17 protein-coding genes are annotated in these 21,127 nt (G+C 36.0%); 12 read left to right on the forward strand and 5 right to left on the reverse strand.

The features are described from left to right. Positions 1–13 precede the first annotated feature (13 nt). The 8 genes from dnaE (at position 14) to rodA (ending at position 11,747) form a co-directional block, all read left to right on the forward strand. The gene (gene dnaE, locus G7Y57_RS12960) at positions 14–3,766 is read left to right on the forward strand and encodes a DNA polymerase III subunit alpha (RefSeq protein WP_165024760.1); all 3,753 of its coding nucleotides are present in this window, start codon (positions 14–16) and stop codon (positions 3,764–3,766) included. Positions 3,767–3,861: 95 nt separating this feature from the next. After that, on the forward strand, positions 3,862–4,179 hold the full coding sequence (gene trxA, locus G7Y57_RS12965) for a thioredoxin (RefSeq protein ID WP_165024762.1): 318 nt from the start codon (positions 3,862–3,864) through the stop codon (positions 4,177–4,179). Positions 4,180–4,331: 152 nt separating this feature from the next. Beyond that, positions 4,332–5,855, forward strand: coding sequence for a bifunctional phosphoribosylaminoimidazolecarboxamide formyltransferase/IMP cyclohydrolase (gene purH, locus G7Y57_RS12970; protein WP_165024765.1), 1,524 nt, complete (start codon positions 4,332–4,334; stop codon positions 5,853–5,855). Between the two features lie 35 nt (positions 5,856–5,890). Next, on the forward strand, positions 5,891–6,916 hold the full coding sequence (locus G7Y57_RS12975; protein WP_165024768.1) for a rod shape-determining protein: 1,026 nt from the start codon (positions 5,891–5,893) through the stop codon (positions 6,914–6,916). 41 nt (positions 6,917–6,957) lie between these two features. Continuing rightward, a complete protein-coding gene (mreC, locus tag G7Y57_RS12980; RefSeq protein ID WP_165024771.1) occupies positions 6,958–7,818 on the forward strand; it encodes a rod shape-determining protein MreC in 861 nt (286 codons plus the stop codon). Continuing rightward, entirely contained in the window at positions 7,805–8,317 is a 513-nt protein-coding gene (gene mreD, locus G7Y57_RS12985; protein ID WP_165024773.1) for a rod shape-determining protein MreD, read from the forward strand. Before mreC ends, mreD begins: the two co-directional genes overlap by 14 nt. Next, positions 8,314–10,269 carry a penicillin-binding transpeptidase domain-containing protein gene (locus tag G7Y57_RS12990; protein ID WP_165024776.1) on the forward strand — a complete coding sequence of 652 codons (1,956 nt, stop codon included), beginning with the start codon at positions 8,314–8,316 and terminating at the stop codon, positions 10,267–10,269. Before mreD ends, G7Y57_RS12990 begins: the two co-directional genes overlap by 4 nt. A gap of 20 nt (positions 10,270–10,289) precedes the next feature. Continuing rightward, positions 10,290–11,747, forward strand: coding sequence for a rod shape-determining protein RodA (gene rodA / locus G7Y57_RS12995; protein WP_165024778.1), 1,458 nt, complete (start codon positions 10,290–10,292; stop codon positions 11,745–11,747). Positions 11,748–11,786: 39 nt separating this feature from the next. Here the strand turns inward: rodA and G7Y57_RS13000 are convergent, their stop codons facing one another. From G7Y57_RS13000 to G7Y57_RS13015, 4 genes are read right to left on the reverse strand one after another with little or no spacing between them, the layout of a single operon-like run. Beyond that, the gene (locus G7Y57_RS13000; RefSeq protein ID WP_165024780.1) at positions 11,787–12,287 is read right to left on the reverse strand and encodes a hypothetical protein; all 501 of its coding nucleotides are present in this window, start codon (positions 12,285–12,287) and stop codon (positions 11,787–11,789) included. Between the two features lie 36 nt (positions 12,288–12,323). Beyond that, on the reverse strand, positions 12,324–13,379 hold the full coding sequence (locus G7Y57_RS13005; protein ID WP_165024782.1) for an ABC transporter ATP-binding protein: 1,056 nt from the start codon (positions 13,377–13,379) through the stop codon (positions 12,324–12,326). Then, positions 13,379–14,410, reverse strand: a complete 1,032-nt coding sequence (locus G7Y57_RS13010; protein WP_165024784.1) for an iron ABC transporter permease — start codon at positions 14,408–14,410, stop codon at positions 13,379–13,381. Before G7Y57_RS13010 ends, G7Y57_RS13005 begins: the two co-directional genes overlap by 1 nt. Before the next feature lie 8 nt (positions 14,411–14,418). After that, a complete protein-coding gene (locus tag G7Y57_RS13015) occupies positions 14,419–16,053 on the reverse strand; it encodes a dipeptidase (RefSeq protein WP_165024785.1) in 1,635 nt (544 codons plus the stop codon). A gap of 629 nt (positions 16,054–16,682) precedes the next feature. Here G7Y57_RS13015 and G7Y57_RS13020 point away from each other — a divergent pair. From G7Y57_RS13020 to G7Y57_RS13030, 3 genes are all read left to right on the forward strand, one after another. After that, positions 16,683–17,186, forward strand: a complete 504-nt coding sequence (locus G7Y57_RS13020) for a helix-turn-helix domain-containing protein (RefSeq protein WP_165024786.1) — start codon at positions 16,683–16,685, stop codon at positions 17,184–17,186. Between the two features lie 193 nt (positions 17,187–17,379). After that, positions 17,380–18,162, forward strand: coding sequence for a dihydroorotate dehydrogenase electron transfer subunit (locus G7Y57_RS13025; protein WP_165024787.1), 783 nt, complete (start codon positions 17,380–17,382; stop codon positions 18,160–18,162). Beyond that, on the forward strand, positions 18,150–19,061 hold the full coding sequence (locus G7Y57_RS13030) for a dihydroorotate dehydrogenase (protein ID WP_165024788.1): 912 nt from the start codon (positions 18,150–18,152) through the stop codon (positions 19,059–19,061). The genes G7Y57_RS13025 and G7Y57_RS13030 overlap by 13 nt, the downstream gene beginning before the upstream one ends. Positions 19,062–19,144: 83 nt before the next feature. Here the strand turns inward: G7Y57_RS13030 and G7Y57_RS13035 are convergent, their stop codons facing one another. Then, the gene (locus G7Y57_RS13035; protein ID WP_165024789.1) at positions 19,145–19,747 is read right to left on the reverse strand and encodes a SagB/ThcOx family dehydrogenase; all 603 of its coding nucleotides are present in this window, start codon (positions 19,745–19,747) and stop codon (positions 19,145–19,147) included. Between the two features lie 152 nt (positions 19,748–19,899). Here G7Y57_RS13035 and G7Y57_RS13040 point away from each other — a divergent pair, with 152 nt between their 5' ends. Continuing rightward, positions 19,900–21,126, forward strand: coding sequence for a DUF4105 domain-containing protein (locus tag G7Y57_RS13040; protein WP_165024790.1), 1,227 nt, complete (start codon positions 19,900–19,902; stop codon positions 21,124–21,126). Position 21,127: the final 1 nt, after the last annotated feature.

The raw sequence follows: 21,127 nt of genomic DNA on the forward strand, positions 1-21,127 counted from the left end.
ACTGAAATATAACATGAATAATTTTGTACATCTACACGTCCATTCGCAATATTCGCTGCTCGATGGTCAGGCAAGTATATCTAAGCTTATAGACAAAGCCTCAGGTGATGGTATGAAAGCCATTGCTCTTACCGATCATGGTTCTATGTTTGGTATCAAGGAGTTTTATAACTACGCTAACAAGAAAAACTCTAAATATAACAGCAAAATAAAAGAGCTCAAAGCCGAAATTAGAAGGATTGAAGAATCTGACGATATTGAAAGCAAAACAGAACAAATTGAGGCTCTTAGAACACAAATAAAAGAAGAAGAAGCAAAGAGATTCAAACCCATTTTAGGCTGCGAATGCTATGTTGCGCATAGAGGACGGAAACTCAAAGACGGTAAACCCGATATGAGTGGCTGGCATTTAATCGTATTGGCAAAAAATCTGCAAGGCTATAAGAATCTTATTAAAATGGTTTCGCAGAGCTGGACAGAGGGTTATTATATGCGCCCACGTATAGATAAAGAGCTTCTCGAAAAATTCCATGAAGGGCTGATTATATCTTCGGCCTGTTTAGGAGGAGAAATCCCCAAAAACATTATGGCAGGCAATACGCAAGGAGCCGAAGATGCGGTGCAATGGTTTAAAGATTTGTTTGGTGAAGACTATTATATTGAGCTGCAACGCCACAAAACCAATCGTATAGATGCCAATAGCGAAGTATATCCTTTACAGGAAAAAGTGAATATAGAGTTGATAAAAATTGCCCAAAAGATGGGTGTAAAGATTATTGCAACCAACGATGTTCACTTTGTAGAAGAAGAAGATGCTGATGCACACGATCGTCTGATATGCCTGAGTACAGGTAAAGATTTTGATGATCCGAAACGCATGCGTTATACAAAGCAAGAGTGGTTGAAGACCACAGCCGAAATGAACCAGCTATTTGGTGATATCCCTGAAGCTCTGACGAACACACTCGAAATAGCGGATAAAGTAGAATATTACTCTATCGACTCTGATGCCCTGATGCCATTCTTTACAATAGATGAGTCATTTGGAACAGAAGAAGGCTATAAGCAAAAGTTGACAGAAGATGACCTAATAGAGGAATTTGGAAAACAAGCCTACAAACGTCTGGGCGGATATGACAAAGTAATAAGGATTAAACTGGAATCGGACTACTTAAAATATCTGACAATGATTGGCGTTGAAAAACGCTATGGAAAAGAACTGGATCCAGAAACAGCCGAACGAATCGATTTTGAACTGGATGTCATGAAAAAGATGGGATTTCCCGGTTATTTCCTTATCGTACAGGATTTCATTAACGCTGCCCGAACAATGGGTGTAGCTGTTGGACCGGGTCGTGGATCGGCAGCCGGATCGGCTGTTGCATACTGTCTAGGTATAACGGATATAGACCCTATTAAATACGACTTACTATTTGAGCGTTTCTTAAATCCCGATCGTATATCGATGCCCGATATCGATATCGATTTCGATGATGATGGACGAGGTGAGGTCTTGAAATGGGTAACAGAGAAATACGGACAAGAACGTGTGGCTCATATTATTACATATGGTACAATGGCTACTAAATCAGCTATTAAAGACGTAGCCCGTGTTCAAAAATTGCCTTTATCAGAATCGAACAGATTAGCAAAACTTGTACCTGATCGTATTCCTGATAAGAAGAAAGTTACCCTACGCGATGCTATAGAATATGTACCCGAGCTAAAAGAGGCAGCCAACAGCCGCGATCAGATAATGAGTGATACGCTCAAATATGCTCAAATGCTCGAAGGCAATGTGCGGAATATAGGAGTACATGCCTGCGGTATTATTATCGGACAGGATGATATATCTAATGTTGTACCGGTAAGTACGGCAGAAGATAAAGAAACAGGTGAAAAAATACTCGTAACTCAATATGAAGGTTCTGTAATTGAAGAAACAGGACTTATCAAGATGGACTTCTTAGGATTAAAAACATTATCAATCATCAAAGAAGCCATTGAAAATATAAGACATACTACAGGCGAAACGATTGATATAAGTACCATCTCTCTCGAAGATACAAAGACTTACGAACTTTATAGCCAAGGCAAAACAACAGGAACATTCCAATTTGAGTCGGCAGGTATGCAAAAATATCTGAAAGAACTGCAACCAACCAAATTCGAAGACCTGATTGCGATGAATGCCTTATATCGTCCGGGGCCAATGGACTATATCCCATCATTTATTTCTCGCAAACACGGCAGGGAAGAAATATCTTATGATATACCTATCATGGAACGATATCTCGATGATACATATGGCATTACGGTATATCAGGAGCAAGTCATGTTATTGTCGCGCCTTCTTGCTGATTTCACTCGTGGCCAATCGGACGAACTCCGTAAGGCAATGGGTAAGAAATTGATAGACAAAATGAACGCCCTAAAAGAGAAGTTTATCGCCGGAGGTACCAAGAATGGCTACGAAAAGAAAACTTTGGATAAGATTTGGGCTGACTGGGAAAAATTTGCATCCTATGCCTTCAACAAATCGCATGCCACATGCTACTCTTGGGTTGCTTATCAGACAGCTTGGTTAAAAGCCAATTATCCATCAGAATACATGGCTGCAGTATTATCCCGAAATCTATCGAATATTACTGAAATCACAAAATTCATGGACGAATGTCGCTCCATGAATATGAATGTATTAGGACCAGATGTGAACGAATCGTTTCTTAAATTCTCCGTAAATAAAGCAGGAGATATCCGTTTTGGAATGGCTGCCGTAAAAGGAGTAGGGGGCGGTGCTGTAAACGATATATTGGAAGAAAGAACAAAAAATGGGCCTTTCAAAAATATTTTCGACTTTGTAGAACGTGTAAATCTTAGTACATGTAACAAGAAAAATATAGAATCCTTAGCTCTTGCAGGAGGATTTGATGGATTTCCTGAAATAGACAGAGAACAATTCTTCGGTGTAAATGCTAAAGGAGAAACTTTTATTGACCAACTTGTCCGCTATGGAAACAAGTATCAGGCAGATAAAGACCAAGCAAATAACTCTTTGTTTGGTGATGATACATTCTTCGAAATTGCCCGCCCCGAGATTCCAACCATCGAAAAATGGTCTGACTTGGAGCGTTTGAATAAGGAGCGCGATCTCATCGGTATTTATCTATCAGCCCATCCACTCGATGAATTTTCTATTATCCTCAAATACGTATGTAATGTAGGTATGAGCGAGATAGAAGATAAAGACGCGCTAAAGAATAAAGATGTAACAATCGGAGGGTTGGTTTCGAGTGCTCGCGAAGGAATAACCAAGAATGGCAAACCATTTATGATCATTCGCATAGAAGATTTTACAGGAAGCGGTGAAATACCTCTATTTGGCGATGACTACATCAATTTTGGTAAGTATGGTCGCCCGGGATTATATGTCTTAATAAAAGGACGTGTGCAGGGTAGAAGGTATGACGCGAATCAAATGGAGTTCAAAATAAACTCGATACAACTACTCCCTGATGTAAAGGATCATTTAATTGAGAAACTAACTATAGTACTCCCTTTACATGATATGAATAGTCAAATGGTGGAAGAACTATCGACATTGACCAAGAACAATCCGGGAAATTCATTGTTATATTTTGAGGTAGTTGATGGTGAAAGGAATATGAAAGTAGAACTTTTTGCCAGAGGTCTCAAAATCGATGTAAAACGGGAACTAATTGATTATCTTATAGAAAACGAGAGCTTTGTATTTAAAGTGAACTAGAAATTTGAATATATAAAATAGTTTAGTTACTTTTGCAAAACAAAAATAAATTATAAATTTTATCAATAATATATATAAACAAATAGACAAAAATTATGGCACTAGAAATTACAGATGCAGGATTTGAAGACATATTGAAATCGGACAAACCTATCGTTATTGATTTTTGGGCAGAATGGTGCGGACCTTGCCGCATGGTAGGACCAATCGTCGAAGATTTAGCTACCGAATACGAAGGTAGAGTAATAATAGGGAAAGTAGACGTTGACAACAACGACGAGATAACATCTAAGTATGGTATCCGCAATATCCCTACAATCCTGTTTATTAAGAATGGCGAAATCGTAGATAAACAAGTCGGAGCAGCGCAAAGAACCGCTCTGGTAGAGAAAATAGAGAACCTATTGAAATAAATAAACATCCGTTCATAATATACGGTCTGATATTAAATAATATCAGACCTTTTTTATTTCGTTTCATTATAATAATTTCACTCATAAAGGGCTATAGGTAACAATAGTTTTATTAACTTTGTTTCCCTTAAAAATACGATATTAAACTAATTATGTCTTCAGAGAAAAAAATTAAAACCGCTTTAGTATCAGTCTATCATAAAGATGGATTGGATGAAATTTTGAAAAAGTTAAATAGCCTTGGTGTTCGTTTCGTATCTACAGGTGGGACGAAAGATTTTATTACATCGTTAGGATTACCTTGCGATGCAGTAGAAGACACAACCGGGTATCCATCTATTTTGGGTGGACGAGTAAAAACTCTGCATCCAAAAATCTTTGGTGGCATACTTTGCCGCAGAGATCTTACTGAGGACATGAAACAAATAAAAGCATACGATATACAAGAAATAGATCTTGTTATTGTCGATTTGTATCCTTTCGAGGAAACAGTAGCATCTGGTGCTGATGAACAATCTATCATTGAAAAAATAGATATAGGCGGTATTTCGTTAATTCGTGCAGCTGCAAAAAATTTCAAAGACGTTACTATTGTTGCTTCTAAGCAGCAATATCAACCATTGATGGATATATTAGAGGCAAAAAATGGTGTGACAGATATCACTGATCGTAAATGGTTTGCAAAAGAAGCATTTGCCGTATCATCAGGATATGACAGTGCTATTTTTAATTATATGGACAACAACGAAGGTTCTGCCTTCCGCGCTACCGAAGACAATACAATGCCGCTTAGATATGGAGAAAATCCACATCAAAAAGGTACATTTTATGGCGATTTCAAAGCAATGTTCGATCAACTTCACGGTCGTGAAATTTCCTACAACAATCTATTAGACATTGAAGCATCAGTTAGCCTGATCAGCGAATTTGACGAAACAACTGTTGCAATACTGAAACACAATAATGCTTGTGGAATAGCTTCGCGGGCAACTGTAGTAGAAGCATGGAAAGACGCTTTAGCGGCTGATCCTGTATCTGCTTTCGGTGGTATTATTGTTACAAACAGAAAAATAGATAAAGCTGCAGCTGAACAAATTAATAATATATTCTTCGAAATAATTATAGCACCCGGATATGATGAGGATGCAGTCGAAGTATTAGGTCAAAAGAAGAATCGCATTATACTTGTTCAAAAAGAAGACTTGAAAGGTGGAAAACAATTCCGTTCATTATTGAATGGTGTTTTAGTTCAGGACAAAGATTTGAGTATACAAACAGCAGAAGATTTAAAACTTGTAACCAACAGACAATTAGAAGGATCGGAACTAGACGATTTGCTTTTTGCTAACAAATTAGTGAAACATACGAAATCGAATGCTATCATCCTTGTTAAGAACAAGCAGCTATATGCTGGCGGTACAGGACAAACATCTCGCATAGATGCGTTGAAACAAGCAATAGAGAAAGCAAATTCATTCGGATTTAATCTGGACGGAGCAGTAATGGCTTCTGATGCATTCTTCCCATTCCCTGATTGTGTGGAAATAGCGGGTAATGTAGGAATAAAAGCAGTAGTACAACCTGGAGGCTCTGTTAAGGATAATCTTTCGGTAGACTATTGTAATGAGCATAATATCTCAATGGTAATGACAGGAATCCGTCATTTCAAGCATTAATTTATTAAATAAATAAACCTGAAATATATTTTAGTATGGGATTATTCTCTTTTACACAGGAAATAGCAATGGACCTTGGTACGGCCAACACGATTATAATCCATCAAGGAAAAATAGTTGTTGACCAACCATCAGTAATTGCTCTGGAGCGTAAGTCGGGTAAAGTAATTGCAGTAGGGGAGCAAGCTCGCCAAATGCATGGTAAAACTCACGAAGATATTCGTACAGTAAGACCTTTGAAAGATGGTGTTATTGCTGACTTTACGGCAGCTGAACAAATGATACGTGGTTTAATAAAGATGTTCAATAACAGAAGTCGTCTTTTTTCACCATCATTACGTATCGTAATTTGTATTCCTTCGGGAAGTACTGAAGTTGAAACACGTGCAATCCGCGACTCGGCAGAACATGCCGGAGGACGTGACGTATATATGATATATGAGCCAATGGCAGCAGCACTTGGTATCGGCATAGATGTAGAAGCACCCGAAGGCAACATGATTGTTGATATAGGTGGTGGTACTACCGAGATTGCTGTTATATCTCTGGGAGGTATTGTTTCCAACAAGTCGATCAAGATTGCGGGAGATGATCTAACGGAAGATATACAGGAATACATGGGTCGTCAGCATAATATTAAAGTAGGGGAGCGTACAGCAGAAAAGATTAAAATCGCTGTTGGTGCTGCCTTAACCGAATTGCCGGACGAAGATGTTCCTGAAGATTTCATCGTACACGGACCAAATAGAATGACATCACTACCAATGGATATCCCGGTTTCTTATCAAGAAATGGCACATTGTCTTGATAAATCACTCTCAAAGATGGACTCTGCGATCTTGAGTGCTTTGGAACAAACACCGCCAGAATTGTATGCCGATATCGTTAAGAATGGAATATATCTTACCGGTGGAGGTGCTTTACTTAGAGGTTTAAGCAAACGTTTTACTGACAGGATCGGTATCCAGTTCTATGTAGCAGAAGATCCGCTACATGCAGTAGCTAAAGGTACAGGGATTGCACTTAAAAATATTGAGAAGTTTAACTTCCTAATGAGATAATAGCTTTTATCCCAATTATACATTATTGATAGTTAGCAAACATGCGCAACCTAATCAACTTTTTATTAAGAAATAGTTCATGGTTTGTTTTAATATTTCTTGAGATAATCTGTTTTTATTTCATCTTTAGCAGCAACTCTTATCAGAAGAGCGTGTTTCTAAATTCTTCTAATGAAATAAGTGGCAAGGTTTATTCTGTTTCAGGAAATATTCTATCATATTTTGGATTAAGACAAGAGAATCAAGAGCTTCTGTTGAAAAATGCAGAACTTCAATCGCAAGTATCGAATTTAAAAAATCATCTCTACGAAATAGAAAATGATTCTTTGAAAACAGAAGCATTTCTTGAAGACTCTCTCCATCAACGAAAAGAATATGAATACATTATATCGAGAGTTATAAACAACAGTGTATCTCAAGCGCAAAACTATATAACTATTGATAAAGGGTCAAACGATGGAGTTAAAGAAGATATGGGTGTTATTTCCCAGCAGGGTATAGTCGGAGTAGTGCGAGCTGTATCCAACAACTTTGCTGTAATCCAACCTGTTTTGAACCCCAACAGTAAATTCAGCTGCAAGATCTTAAACTCAAATACACCGGGTACATTAATCTGGGATGGAGAAGATCCAAGATATGCAAGTTTAACCGATTATCCTAAATTTGAGAAATTCGAAGTGGGTGATAGCATTATCACTAGCGGTTTTTCCGGGATTTTTCCGGAAGGAATATTTGTTGGAGTTGTTGAAGACTACGTCAGTCAATCTAATGACAATTTCTATAGTTTGAAAATAAAACTCTCAACAGACTTTAGCTCACTTAAGAATGTGCTTCTAATCAAAAATAGTGCGATAGAAGAGAAATACGAACTGGAAAAGAAAGTACAAAATGCTAAAAAATAATTTCATTAAATATCTTTTAATGTTCGTATTGCTTGCCTTATTACAGGTCACAGTACTGAATAAGATATCATTTTTTGGCTATGCTATACCTTTTGTTTACATCTATTTTATAATTAAATTACCTATTGGGTTTAACAGGAATTTAACTATCTTGTTAGGCTTTCTATTAGGTTTTTCTATCGATATATTTTGTAATACACCGGGTATAAATGCAGCAGCAACTACTTTTATAGCTTTCCTTCGTCGTCCTATACAAGGGCTATTCTTTATGGTAGATGATTATGAAGAACAAACACCACGCTTATCGCTACTAGGTTCTGCATTTATGAAATATACAGTGTTAATGACTCTGATTCATCACGCTGTACTTATATCAATAGAATCATTCTCATATGTCAATTTCAATTTAATATTGCTACGGATTATATTATCTACTATTCTGACATCTGTGCTGATTTTTGCACTTGAAGGATTCTCTTTTAACAAAAAAAGATTGTGACTAAAAGCAATTTAGAACTAGACAAAAGAAAATATATTTTAGCAGGAATAGTTTGTGTAATTGTTCTGATATTTATTTTTCAATTATTTAATTTACAAATAATTAAGAACGAATATAAGGATTATGCAGATGGTAACGCCTTTTTTAATAAAACGTTGTATCCTGCCCGAGGCACGATATCAGATCGTAAAAATAAGCTGTTAGTTTACAATCAACCCACATACGATATTGTTTATATCCCTAGGGAGGTACAGCAATTCGATACCTTAGATTTTTGTAGTACTTTAGGTATTACAAAAGAACAGTTCGAGAAGCGCATTAGTGACATAAAGGATAGGCGCCAAAATCCCGGCTATTCGTCCTATACCATGCAGACTTTTATGACTCAGCTAAGCATTCAGGAGTCAGGCTTATTACAAGAAAAGCTTTATAAATTCCCTGGATTCTTCATTCAGAACAGAACACTAAGACAATATAATTACAAAAATGCAGGTCTGATCTTAGGCTATGTAGCAGAAGTCAGCAAAAATCAATTAGATAACGATAGTTATTATGTGAGAGGTGATTATGGTGGTAAATCGGGTATCGAATCTTCATACGAAAATATCCTAAGAGGGGAGAAAGGACGTGAAATCCTACTGCGTGATGCCCATGGTCGTATTCAAGGAAAATATGAAGATGGCAGATTAGATAAAGCACCTGTTTCGGGCAAAAATCTGACATTGTCTATGGATATGGATCTTCAAGCATATGGCGAATACCTTATGCAAAATAAAGTTGGTAGTATCGTCATGATAGAACCATCTACTGGCGAAGTCCTTTGTATGGTAACTTCCCCGACCTACGATCCATCGATGTTATTGGGTAGAGAATTCAGTAAAAGTTATTTGGAATTAGAGCAAAACCCTCTCAAACCACTACTAAACAGATCCATACAAGGTATGTATCCTCCGGGATCTACATTCAAAACCACTCAAGGACTTATATTTTTAGATGAAGATATTATAAATACAAGCACAGCCTATCCTTGTGCACATGGTTACCCACCATTGGGTGGACGGCCAAAATGCCATCCACATGGCTCACCTTTAGCCATCGAAGCTGCCATAGCAACATCATGTAATTCATTCTTTTGTTATGGATTAACAGCCATGTTACATAATAGAAAGAAATACCCTAACATTGAAGAGGCATTTGAGGTTTGGAAAAATCATATGGTAGATATGGGCTTTGGTTACAGATTAGGTATTGACCTTCCTTCCGAAAAAAGAGGATTTATACCAAATAGTAAATTTTATAGCCGCGCATTCAAAACAGAAAACTGGAAAGCAGCTAATATTATATCAATAGCTATAGGGCAAGGTGAGATATCAACAACCCCACTACAAGTAGCTAATTTAGCCGCCCTTATAGCAAATAGAGGCCATTATTATGCGCCGCATATCGTAAAAGAAATACAGGACACTCCGTTAGATAGCATATATACGATTCCACATCAAACAACTATCAAAAAGGAGCATTTTAACACCATTGTGGAGGGCATGGCACATGCTGTTACAGGCGGAACATGTAGAGGAGCGAATCTACTACCCGAGATAGAGGTTTGTGGTAAGACGGGTACTGCAGAGAATCCACATGGTAAAGACCATTCTATTTTTATGGGGTTTGCGCCAAAAAACGATCCTAAAGTTGCGATCTTCGTTATTGTCGAGAATGCCGGATTCGGTGCTACATTTGGAGTTCCTATCGGACGATTGATGATTCAAAAGTATTTGAAAGGAGAAGTTCCCGAAAGCGATAAATATATAGAAGATAGAGTTGCGAATACAACAATTCTCCCTTCTAACTTCATCAATTGGAATCGAGGGAAAAGTACCAATCAAATTACTATAGCTGCTCCAGTAGCCCAAGACGTAGAAGTAGCAACAGAAGATTTAAACATCAACAACTAAACATTTCTTATTAATAAAGAATGTATCAAAGAGAAGAAGAGAAAATAAAGAGCAGCATCGACTGGTTCACAATAGCCATATACATTGTTATGGTACTCTGCGGATGGGTCAGTATCTATGGTGCCAGCTATCAGTATGAGAATGCTACAAGTATGTTCGATCTATCGGGCAGAGCTGGTATGCAGCTCGTTTGGATAGGTACATCATTATTACTGGGCTTTACATTATTGAAGTTGGATAGTAATCTATATGATATATTAGCCTATTATATCTACATCTTCTTTATGGCTCTTTTATTGCTTACGATCTTTATCGCCCCAGATATAAAAGGTTCGCGTTCATGGATTGCCATAACAGATACAATACGTTTACAACCTGCCGAATTTGCCAAATTTGCAGTTGCTTTAGCCTTAGCTAAATATATGAGTTCGTATAATTTTAAGCTAATGACTCTGAAAAGTTTGTCTACAATTTTAGGCTTGGTAGCTTTACCGATTATACTTATTTTACTACAACAGGAAACAGGTTCTGCACTTGTTTATACTGTGTTCATTCTAGTCTTATATAGAGAAGGTCTGCCCGGATTAGTCCTGTTACTAGGTGTATCGGCTATTATGTTTTTTGTTGTCGGGCTAAAATATTCAGAAGAAGATTTAGGTCTCCTGACAATGGGAGAAGTAATTTCTGCTATTTTTATAGTAATCATTAGTGCCCTATTAGTCTTAAACTATCGTAAGGACATGCTAGTTGCACGAAATATAATCTTAGGAGGGATCGTATTATTTGGTATTCCATATCTCATATCGTTGACTGAGATTGATCTGAACTGGGGTATAATAGCTATTGTAGCACTTAGTATTCTTATTATATACCTATTGGTATTGGCTAAAAAATACTGGTCGAAAGTATACCTATTAGTGGCTGTTTTTGCAATTTGCAGTATTGGATTTGTTAGTTCCATCAACTACCTGTTTAATGATGTGATGCAGCCTCACCAACAAATGCGTATAAAGGTATCTCTAGGTATGGAAGAAGACCTTATGGGAGCTGGATACAATGTTAATCAGTCAAAAATAGCGATTGGATCAGGTGGACTCACAGGCAAAGGATTCCTGAATGGAACCCAAACTAAATTAAAATATGTACCCGAACAAGATACTGACTTTATATTCTGTACTGTAGGTGAGGAGCAAGGCTTTATTGGCTCTGTAACTGTATTAATCTTATTTTTGGCACTTATCCTTAGATTATTCTACTTAGCTGAACGGCAAAAGAATACGTTCGGACGCGTATATGGGTACTGTGTGGCGTGTATCTTTCTGTTTCACCTAACAATAAACGTAGGGATGGTAATCGGATTAACGCCTGTGATTGGTATTCCCCTTCCATTTTTCAGTTATGGAGGTTCTTCCTTATGGGCATTTACAATCTTGTTATTTATATTCTTGCGCATAGATATGGCAAGAAAACGCAGATAAAATAGTAGTGCTATCTACTACCTAGTTGTTATCTAAATTCTAACAATATCTGAAAATGAACATACCAAAACCAAATATCCAGATAGCAATTACAATGAAGAAGCTAATCCAAGACCATTTTTTCCTCTGATTTGATGTCATGCTATCAAATTCTTTAAAATAATAACAAGATTTATTTTTATAATCAATTAAGAAATATGCCAAAATGATAGATGCAACAAACAGTGAAATGAAGTGTTCTTTTTCCAGAGTAAATTTTCTATTGAAAATAAATAAGACTAAATTCAATATACCAAAAAACAATAAGGATATTAATATGTAAAAATGCCCGCCTGCTATTACACTACGAAAACCATCTGGGTTGTTGAGAGTCTTCTTCACTAATATTGAAGGATCTGAAATTCCTCTTTTTTCATAAAGGGTTCTAATTTTTTTATTCCTTGTAATCACATGAATTGGATAAGTTAAAATTTCTCCAAATTTAATTTCAAATCTAAATAAATTGTAATAAATCATATTACAGAACCATAATATTTTCATTTTATTTTCTTTTTGCTTCTTTAACCACATTTCCTCCTAAATCTGCCCCCCAATACCTCCGATTATGCTAACAGATCCAGCTACGTAGTTTCGAAGCCATTGAGCCAGTTCATCGAAACCAGATAACCTAACTTCTTTTCCTTCTCTTTCAATGCTAATTGAATCTAATTGTGATAACTTTAAACTAAAAAGAGCATCACTTTTTCTTTCGGTTAAATGAAAACCATGCCTTTCCAATATGTTTTTACCCCAACGATACAGAGTGGTATCTGCTTCGATAAATACATTTTTGTTACTTTTCAGCTTTGGATAAAAGTTCCCTGATTCTTTATCAAAAACGATATTTTCACTCTTGAAAAAATTATCCATCTTGCCCGATAATACAATATCTTCAGTAACACCGGTCTTTAATCCATTGTCCTTTGACAGAAGCCATAAACGATCGGCGAGGAGCAAGGCCAGATCAATATCGTGTGTAGAAAGCAATATCGTTTTCCCTTGATTCATCGTAAGATCATGCAAGAGATTCATTATTTCGATACGGCTTTCTATATCGAGAAAAGCTGTAGGTTCATCTAATAAAAAGACAGGGCATTCTTGTGCTAAAGCTTTAGCAATCATTGCCTTTTGGCGTTCGCCATCAGACAGTTCGGCAACATACGAATCTGCCTTATGAATAATATTTACATCTATCATTGCCTTTTCACTAATATCCTTATCATACTTCGATAACTGACCGAAGAAACCAGTATAAGGATATCGACCTAATTCAACTAATTCCCTGACTGTTAATCCTCCGACTGCAGTCTTATCCGTTAATACAAGCCCCAGAAGTTGTGATAAATCTTTTTCTTTATAAGTGGTAATATCTTTATTGTCGAAATATATATTTCCTTTAAGTGCGTGCTGAGAAGCACTTATAGTACGCAATAATGTTGATTTCCCCGAACCATTAGCACCTAGTAGACACGTTAATTCACCTTTAAATAGATCAAACGATAAGTCCGAATGAAGACAAGTTATTTCGGCACGTTTAGTTTTTCCATAACCAATACTTATATTTCTAGCTGATATTATTTTTTTCTGCTCCATTAGTTGAAATATTGTATTTTCTTCTGATTCACAATCACATATATTATAACCGGAGCACCAAATATAGGAGTAATCGCATTCAATGGCAACACCCCTGATGCACCTGGCAATATGCTGATAAGATTGCACAAAAGAGCGATTATAGACCCGATAAGTATGGTAGCAGGTAAAAGTGATTTATGATTTGAAGTACCTAACAACAATCGTGCAATATGGGGCACAGCTAATCCTATAAAGGCTATAGGACCACAAAAGGCACATGTTATTGCAGTTAATAATCCGGCACATAAAAGTAGTAAGAAACGTATTAATTTAATGTTTATACCCAGATTGGCAGCATATCTTTCTCCTAATAAAAGTGCATTAAGCGGCTTAATCAATAAGATTGATAATAATAATCCAACACTGACAACAATACAGTAGAAAGGAAGTTGTTCTAAAGAAACGCTCGAAAAATCGCCCATTCCCCAGAGCATGAAAGAATAAGCATTCTCGCTTGTGCTCCAAAATTTTAAAATAGAAATAACTGATGATGTAAGATATCCGATCATTATACCAATAATGAGCAGCATAATATTATTCTTAATTATAGACGAAAAAGCCATGATAATCAAAAGTATACAGCTAGCTCCTATAAAAGCACCTAAAACAATAGATAGTGAGTAAGATAAATCTAATCCTCCAACTATTCCGACGCTACTTCCTAATAGCAAGACAACTAAAGCGACTCCAAGATTAGCCCCGGCACTGATTCCCAATATGCCCGAATCGGCTAACGGATTACGAAAGGCTGTTTGCAACAACAGCCCTGATACGGCGATTGCTCCACCGGTAAACAGGGCTGTTATAGCTTGAGGTAATCGAGATTCAATTATAATATACGTCCATGCTTGTTTCTCGACACTATGTCCTAAAAGTATATCTAAAACGGCTTGCGCCGGTATAGATACTGATCCGAAAAATAGATTTACAGCAAATAGTATAACTATTATTATCGCAAATAGAATGCTATATTTCAGACCTTTATTCATTTAAATTGTTAGTATAATACTTTATATTTATCTCCGGTTTCCTTTACCACTCCTTTATAGAATTTTTCTGGATATCCTACACGTTGCGGAGCTGATGGCTGACCATAAGCATTGCGGGTAAATTCACCATTAACTTCCTTACGTACAACCCCATCCATATACTTAATTGTCAGAAATTCACCTAATTTCTTCCATCTGTCAAAAGCATATTGTGCTTGCTTAGAACTATAGTCTGTCAAATATTGCACTGCTTTCTCAGGTGATTGGCTATACAAAGATAAGGCTTCTTTTTCGGTAGTGTCTTGTTCTGCCAAGAATTTACCTTCCAATTCATTTTGAACCTTTTTCATATCAGGATACATATAGTTATATTTATTATACACCATATTCGCCACCCAGTTGTTAATCCAAAAGCTTGAAGTCCAAGAGAAGTTATATAAATCACCATTTCCTACACGGAAAGATTCAGGAGTTTCTGTTATAGAGCAATACATTGGTGTAAAAACAGTTTGTCCTGCATCATCTGTACCAAACCAAAGAACACCTCCAATAGCATTTGGCAACCATGAACGCATTTGCGATACGAAAACGAAAGCTGATTGTTGTGTAGCAATGGGACGCTCATTACAATACTTTACAGAATCGACTTCCCACTCAAGAGGAGCCCAACGATAAGGAGCTTCGAATGGCCCTGCACCTACATCAAATCTCCAATCAAGATCAGTATCTTCATAATGGTCTCTCATCATTTCTTTTACATCAGTCAAAGATAGTTTTCTATCCGGTTTAATGTATAGAGGCATCGGATCTTGAGTTTCGCCCTTAGCATAGCTAACAAATTTAGCCATATCCTTATTATAACGGTTAAAGAAACTCCATACACGAGCTTCACAGTAACGTTGTCCACCAAAATCTAATGGATTATAGGCTTTAGCAAAGCTAAAATCAGCATCTTTACCCGAATAATATCCTTTTTCTTTAGCAAAAGAAATTACATCTTTCGAATAAAGACAATTTTTAGGGTCGTTTAATGGAAATTGTTGGATTCTGGCTTGATTAGCATGAGCACTGATACAATCGTCCGGAATACGTACTGCAACCCAGACTGTACCTTTAACACCTCTTCCTTTTCCAATCATTTCCAGTACCCAAATTTCATTCGGGTCGCCAATAGAGAACGACTCGCCGCCACTATAATAACCATATTCAGCCACCAGATCAGTCATTATCTGAATAGCTTCTCTAACCGTTTTAGAACGTTGCAAGGCAATATATATAAGGCTTCCATAGTCTATAATACCGTCGGGATTAGTCAACTCTTCACGTCCTCCAAAAGTTGTTTCGCCAATTGTTACCTGATATTCGTTTGTATTACCCACAACATTATAGGTTTGTGCAGCTTGAGCTATATCACCTAAGTATTTACCACTATCCCAGTCGTACACCTTCAATTTCTCGCCTTTAGCATATTTTTGTGCTGGCCAATGATATAACTCTCCAAATAGAGCATATGAATCTGCTGAATAAGTAATCATAGTAGAACCATCTGTTGACGCAGATTTTCCAACTAATAAGTTTGTACAGCAATATGCCTGTATAGAGCAGGCTAGGATGAATAGAACCGATAAAAAGAATTTTCTCATAGTTAAGTAATTTCTATTAAACTTAAATTATAGGTAAAGATACCTTATTAATGATTACGATTCCTTATTATATTTTGACAAAGTGTAAAAGTTTAACGAAAATATTGCAAGGAAATAGAGTTAATATATAAACACATAAAATACAAATGTAAACTACACTAAAATATACATTATCGATTAACAAAAACACATCTATATACAAATGTATTGGTTTAATTTTGTATAAAAATACAAATAATATTTATTTATATAGCCTATGTACTTTTGTATTATATACAAATGAATACATTATAATAACATGCTAATATATTATATATATACATATATATGAGTATATTATGAGTATAATATAAAGAGAAAATATAGATTATATTAGCTATTTACCTATTTCAAGCAATAAAAGCCTTTATGAAAACATTATTTATGATATATTTATATAATTTCTAGAAATATACATAAATAATATAAACTATTACTTTTTATAATATACAACTATTTAGATATGTATACGGAACATTTGTATCGGAGAAAAACATTTGTGATTTACAAATATAAATAGCAACCATTTCCATTTGTAAAATATTCTGTTTACATTTGTGGTATACATTTTTATACTAATAATTTACAAGATGAAAGACAGGATTAGACAAATAATGGAAAGTGAACAGCTCACGCCATCAGTCTTTGCCGATAAACTGGATATCGGACGTGCTGTAATATCTCATATATTGAATGGACGTAATAACCCAAGTTTGGATGTTGTTACTCGCATCCTGGCAAAGATGGATTATATAAATTCAGATTGGCTTCTTACAGGAAATGGGAAAATGTATAAATCCGAAATAGATGATAAAGTCAATCGACATATTTTCGAAAATAAAGAATTACCAAATAATCCTCTCGCCAATACTCCCGATTTATTCACTCAGAGTTATGTAAATCCTCATAATGATAAGGAAGAAATTGAATATCGTAAGGAAACTATAGTTAACCAACCCGAAAAACTAGCAGAACACACTAATATACAGAGTACTACACCTCAAAAAGTGCAGGAACGAAAAGTGAGCAAGATAATTATTTATTACACGGATAATACTTTCGAGACATTTAATGCTGATCACCGACCTCTTTGATCTAAAAATTGTATCTTTTTTAGACTAAAGTTTTACTTCAATTTAATACCACCTAAAAAATAGTGGTCTTAAAAAAGTGAAGAACGAATTTTTCACCTCCATTATTCAAAATTGATTGGAACAAAATAATTACAATAAGACTAAACTTTATTACCTTTGTAGTCACAAAGAATATTCAAAAAAACTGCAATAAATGAAAAGACTTCTTGATTTAGTTGTCACAGAGAACAACCAACTAAACCAAAACTATTGCTTAATCAAATTAACGACTCCTGACGGCACTTTACTACCTGAGATGTATCCAGGACAGTTTGTCGAGATAAAAGTCGAAAATTCGCCCTCTACATACCTCAGACGCCCTATTTCTGTAAACTTTGTTGACAAAAGCAAAAATGAACTATGGCTTCTTATACAGGTTGTTGGAGATGGCACAAAAAAAATGAGTGAATATAGTGTTGGTGATACTGTAAATATTATGCTTCCACTAGGTAATTCGTTTACTCTGCCAACTGAAAATCCAAAGCAAGAACTTTTACTTGTGGGCGGCGGTGTAGGAACAGCCCCAATGTTATTTCTCGGAGCTAGCCTAAAAGACAAAGGATTTGCTCCTAAGTTTTTATTGGGTGCTCGATCGAAAAATGATTTGCTACAATTGGATGATTTTTTGAAATATGGAGAAGTGTTTTGTACTACCGAAGATGGCAGCCATGGAGAAAAAGGCTATGTAACCAATCATTCGGTCTTAAAAAACACTCAATTTTCATCAATTTACACCTGTGGACCAAAGCCAATGATGGTTGCTGTAGCCAAGTATGCGCACAGTAATAATATTAACTGTGAAGTATCGCTCGAAAACACGATGGCATGCGGATTTGGCGTATGTTTATGTTGTGTGGAAAAGACCCGCGAAGGGAATATATGTGTATGTACAGAAGGACCCGTATTTAATATAGAAAACTTGACATGGATAGACTAATTGTAAACATAGGTGATTTACATTTGAAGAACCCTGTGATGACTGCATCGGGTACTTTCGGGTATGGAAAAGAGTTTACGGACTTTATCGACCTATCGCGAATAGGTGGTATATTTGTAAAAGGAACTACAATTCGCGCACGACAAGGTAACGATTATCCACGTATGGCGGAGACACCTTCGGGCATGTTAAACGCTGTGGGACTGCAAAATAAGGGAGTCGACCACTTTGTTTCCGACATCTACCCCTCAATAAAAGACTTCGATACAAATGTTATAGTAAATGTATCTGGTTCTACTGTCGAAGATTATGTAGATTGTGCTCAAAAACTGGTCGATTTAGATAAAATTCCCGCTATCGAGTTAAATATTTCGTGCCCCAATGTGAAGGAAGGTGGTATGGCTTTTGGCACGTCAGCATGCTCTGCCGCAGAAGTAACAAAAGCAGTTCGTGAGGTATGGAAAAAAACACTGATTGTAAAACTATCTCCTAATGTAACCGACATTACCGAAATAGCGAAAGCCGTGGAAGGCGAAGGTGCAGATGCCGTATCTTTGATAAATACATTGCTCGGAATGGCTGTCGATATCAATAAAAGACAACCGGTACTCTCTACTATTACGGGAGGATTATCGGGGCCATGTGTGAAACCTGTTGCTCTCAGAATGGTATGGCAAACTTATAATGTCGTTAAAATACCGATCATTGGTATGGGTGGTATATCTTCGTGGCAAGATGCTATTGAGTTTATCCTTGCCGGATCGTCCGCAATACAAATAGGAACACATAATTTTATAGATCCTACCATATCGATAAAAGTGGTGGAAGGAATAGCTGCCTATCTCGATAAGCACAATATCAAATCTGTAAAAGAATTAACCGGATCATTACAAGTTTAATAAACTTGCTATTCAATCCACATATATTAAAAAAGCGCTATAAATGTTCTATTTATAGCGCTTTTTTATTCCATAAGAAAAATTCACTTCACATAACCCACGGCTTGAACTAAAGATATCTCTTGTTTATCAGATAATTTCATTGCATTATGAAGATCAGGTCTCTTAAATGAAGCACGTACAACAGCTCCTAATCCATTCGATGCTGTATATAAGTATACATTTTGTGCAATAAATCCGGTATCGATAAACCCAGCTTCTCTATTTGAAGCCTTATCCAGATTTATTACATAAATAAGTGATAATGCAGCATTATTCGATATATTAGGTTGATTCAGAGCATCTCTAAAATCACCTTTCGCATGTAATTTCAATACATTATCTTTCGCATCATAAAAATATATACCATGGTCGAACATTACATATACATCTATTTCCTGACGATTTTGAGAAGATGGTACAGTCCGTTTATCTTCTCTGTTGAACCCATAGGCAGCCCAAAGTAAATCAGAGAGTGTTTTTGTTGGCAAATCTTTCTTTATAAAATCTCTGTGAGACTGTCGCCCATCTAAAGCTTCCATCAATGGTTTTCCGCCTGTTTTTGTTGGTGATACTAATTTTATATCCTGTGCAAATAGAGAGATTCCGGACAATAGCAGACATACTGTGAATAATAATTTTTTCATTGTTTAAGCTGTTGGTTTAGTTTTATTACTATTAGTGTTGTAAATTATATTCAAAGAAAACACCTTTTTGTTAAAAGTATCTATGCTTTTTACTTTTTTAAGCACCTAATATGATTATTTTTGTACTTTCCAATTAATACAATTGTACAGACATGGTAAGAATACTCATCATATTTTTCGCATTAATAATAAGTTTTTCAGATGCATCTAAAGCTCAGCCCTTTTCATCTGAAATAACCCTAGAATTAAGTGATTCTGCACATATCAGTGTTTTAACCAGTGCACCATGGGCAGAAGAAGCTTATGCTGTTTTCGGACATTCAGCCATGCGGGTATATGACCCTGTATATGGCATTGACATTGTTTTCAACTATGGACTGTTCGACTTCAATAGCCCCAATTTCATATATCGATTCACTGCCGGCGAAACCGACTATATGGTTGGCGCAGTTAGTTTTAAACGGTATCTACCTGAATATGAATACAGAGGAGTAGCTGTTCACGAACAAATAATTAACCTTACAACAGCGGAGAAACAAAAAATATGGACTTTCTTACTAACAAATGCAGAGCCTGAGAACCGTGTGTATCGCTATAATATTTTTTATAATAACTGTACCACTAAGCTTGCTGATATTATTGAACAAAATATCGACGGTAAAGTAATTTATCCTCAAGATACTAAATCACAGACTATTCGTAATATGCTTTATGAGCATATAAATAAACAACCTTGGTTAATGTTTGGTATCGATCTTGTTATTGGCAGTGGTGCGGATAAACCAATCACAATCAGAGAAAAGATATTTTTGCCAGCATACGAAATGGATATATTCGACCAAAGTCATATATTAAATAGCGATGGAACAACCAAGCCTTTAGTCTTAAAGAAAAATCTCATATTAGAAGATACTAATTCAGATATTATTTCTGAAAATAATTTCATTTCAAGTCCTCTATTTGTAGGTTTAATTCTTTTAGCAATATCAGTCCTTGTTTCAATATACGGATATAAAAAGAAGCGTGCAATTTGTACTGCATACGACTTCATCCTGTTTCTAACAGCAGGTATTGGTGGGTGCATCATATTTTTCATGATGTTCTTTTCGGTACATCCGTGCACTAACCCCAATTGGAATATTGTGTGGCTAAATCCACTTCAATTTATATTCGCATTTTTATTCTTTGCAAAATCCCTCTCAAAGTGTGTATATTATTATCATTTTATTAACTTTGCGGTGTTAATAGTATTTCTTTTGGCATGGTGTTTGATTCCACAGCAATTAGAAATAGCTTTCATACCAATAATCTTGGCTATTGCATTAAGATCGGGAATGAGGGTTTTACAATATAAAAAGTTAAAGCAAAAAGCTGGATAAC

Source organism: Dysgonomonas sp. ZJ279, from assembly GCF_011039205.1.
In the GTDB taxonomy this organism is placed as follows: domain Bacteria; phylum Bacteroidota; class Bacteroidia; order Bacteroidales; family Dysgonomonadaceae; genus Dysgonomonas.